General features: G+C 37.8%; 2 protein-coding genes. Both read right to left on the bottom strand.

The genetic code is table 11. The features are described from left to right. Positions 1 to 198 precede the first annotated feature (198 nt). Positions 199 to 498 (bottom strand): GIY-YIG nuclease family protein, encoded by a 300-nt coding sequence (locus WBM98_RS09325; RefSeq protein ID WP_424365750.1) that lies wholly within the window; start codon positions 496 to 498, stop codon positions 199 to 201. Between the two features lie 350 nt (positions 499 to 848). Further along, positions 849 to 1,843: NAD-dependent epimerase/dehydratase family protein (locus WBM98_RS09330; protein ID WP_424365751.1), on the bottom strand; the 995-nt coding region annotated here is incomplete at its 5' end.

Here is a 1,843-nt window from a genome sequence, read left to right on the forward strand (position 1 = left end):
GAGGAATCACATCCAGATTGGCATCCATGCTACAATTCTAACTTACCACGCTACTTAATGTGATTTCTCAGTCGTTCCTCCTTCGAAATGACGGGGGAAGTCATTCCGAATGCATATGAGGAATCACATCCTGCTGAGCGAATAAGAATTGTTTAGAGTTAGGAGTGCGATTTCTCAGTCGTTCCTCCTTCGAAATGACTAGATGATTTGATTATTGAGTGTTTCCCATTTTGGATTAAATTCAGTGATTAATTTGTTTTTCTTTTCCCGTCGCCAATTTTTCAATACTTTTTCCCTGGCAATTGCTTCATTAGGTTTTTCGAAACCTTCATAATAAACTAGATAGATACAATTGTACTTACCTGCAAAAGACCTTTTTGCATTTTGACTGTCAAAATAATGTTGAGCGATTCTTCTTTGAATATTATTGGTTAATCCAATGTATAGTGTAGTTCTATATTCATTGGTCATGATATAAACAAAGTAGTTATGAAGCATAGATAAATATAACTATTCCGTCTGAGATTTCTCAGTCGTTCCTCCTTCGAAATGACGGGGAAGTCATTCCGAATGCATATGAGGAATCACATCCTGCTGAGCGAATAAGAATTGATTAGAGTTAGGAGTGAGATTTCTCAGTCGTTCCTACCGCGAAACGACCATCATTGTCACTTCGAGTGAATTTTCGAGGTATGAGAAAATTTGTATCGAGAAGCATTCGTGTTCCAAAGATTCTCGATACAATTTTTCCTTTGCTTTTCACTTAAAGGAAAAACCACTCGAATTGACAATTGATACTGAGCATGTTGCATTGGAATTTTAAAGAACCTAAAATCTAATCCCTAAACTCAATATGGGATTTTATAATATTTCTTATACCAAGAAATAAAATAATCTACCCCTTTTTTTATGGGCGTATGGGGTCGATAATCATAATCCTCGATCAAAGCATCTACATTGGCCCAAGTTTTTTCGACGTCCCCGGGTTGCATAGGAAGCATTTCCTTTTTGGCTTTAATTCCCAGCGCTTTTTCAATGATATTGATAAAATCCAATAATTTCACGGATGTATTGTTTCCAATATTATAAAGCTTGTAAAGTTCATTATTTACAATTCTTTCTTTGGTGCTTTTTTCAATGATGCGCACTACGCCCGCAACAATATCATCTATATAGGTAAAGTCACGTTCCATATGACCCTTGTTGAATACCTTAATGGGATTCCCTTCCAGTATAGCTTTCGTAAATAGGAACAAGGCCATATCAGGCCGGCCCCAGGGGCCATAGACCGTAAAAAAACGGAGGCCAGTAGTTGGGAATCCAAACAAATGGCTATAGGTATGGGCCATCAGCTCATTGCTTTTTTTAGTGGCGGCATACAAACTAATGGGATGGTCGACATTATCGGTAGTCTCAAAAGGCACTTTCTTGTTCATTCCATAAACACTAGAGCTGCTGGCATAGACCAGATGTTTGATGTCATGGTTGCGACAACACTCAAGGATGTTCAAAAAACCAACAATGTTACTATCTATATAAGCTTCAGGATTTTTCAAACTATAACGAACCCCAGCTTGGGCAGCCAAATTGCACACCACATCGAATTTTTCAGTACTAAAAAGTTGGGGTAGAGTATCTCGGTCTTCCAAATACATTCGAATGAATTTAAATGCCCTTGGAAATTTATTGCTCCCTGAAATGGTGTTGAATTTTTCAGCTTGCTCCCTTTCAATACCCAGTTCCTTTAAGCGTCCAAATTTTAGGACTACGTCATAATAGTCGTTGATGTTGTCTAGCCCGACAACCTCATGACCGTTAACTATTAATTTCATTGTTGTATGGA

The organism is Maribacter sp., from assembly GCF_049667165.1.
Taxonomy (GTDB): Bacteria; Bacteroidota; Bacteroidia; order Flavobacteriales; family Flavobacteriaceae; genus Maribacter_A.

Excerpts from the sequence above, each read along its gene's own strand:
- WBM98_RS09325 (WP_424365750.1), bottom strand. The coding sequence starts at position 498 with ATGCTTCATAACTACTTTGTTTATATCATGACCAATGAATATAGAACT.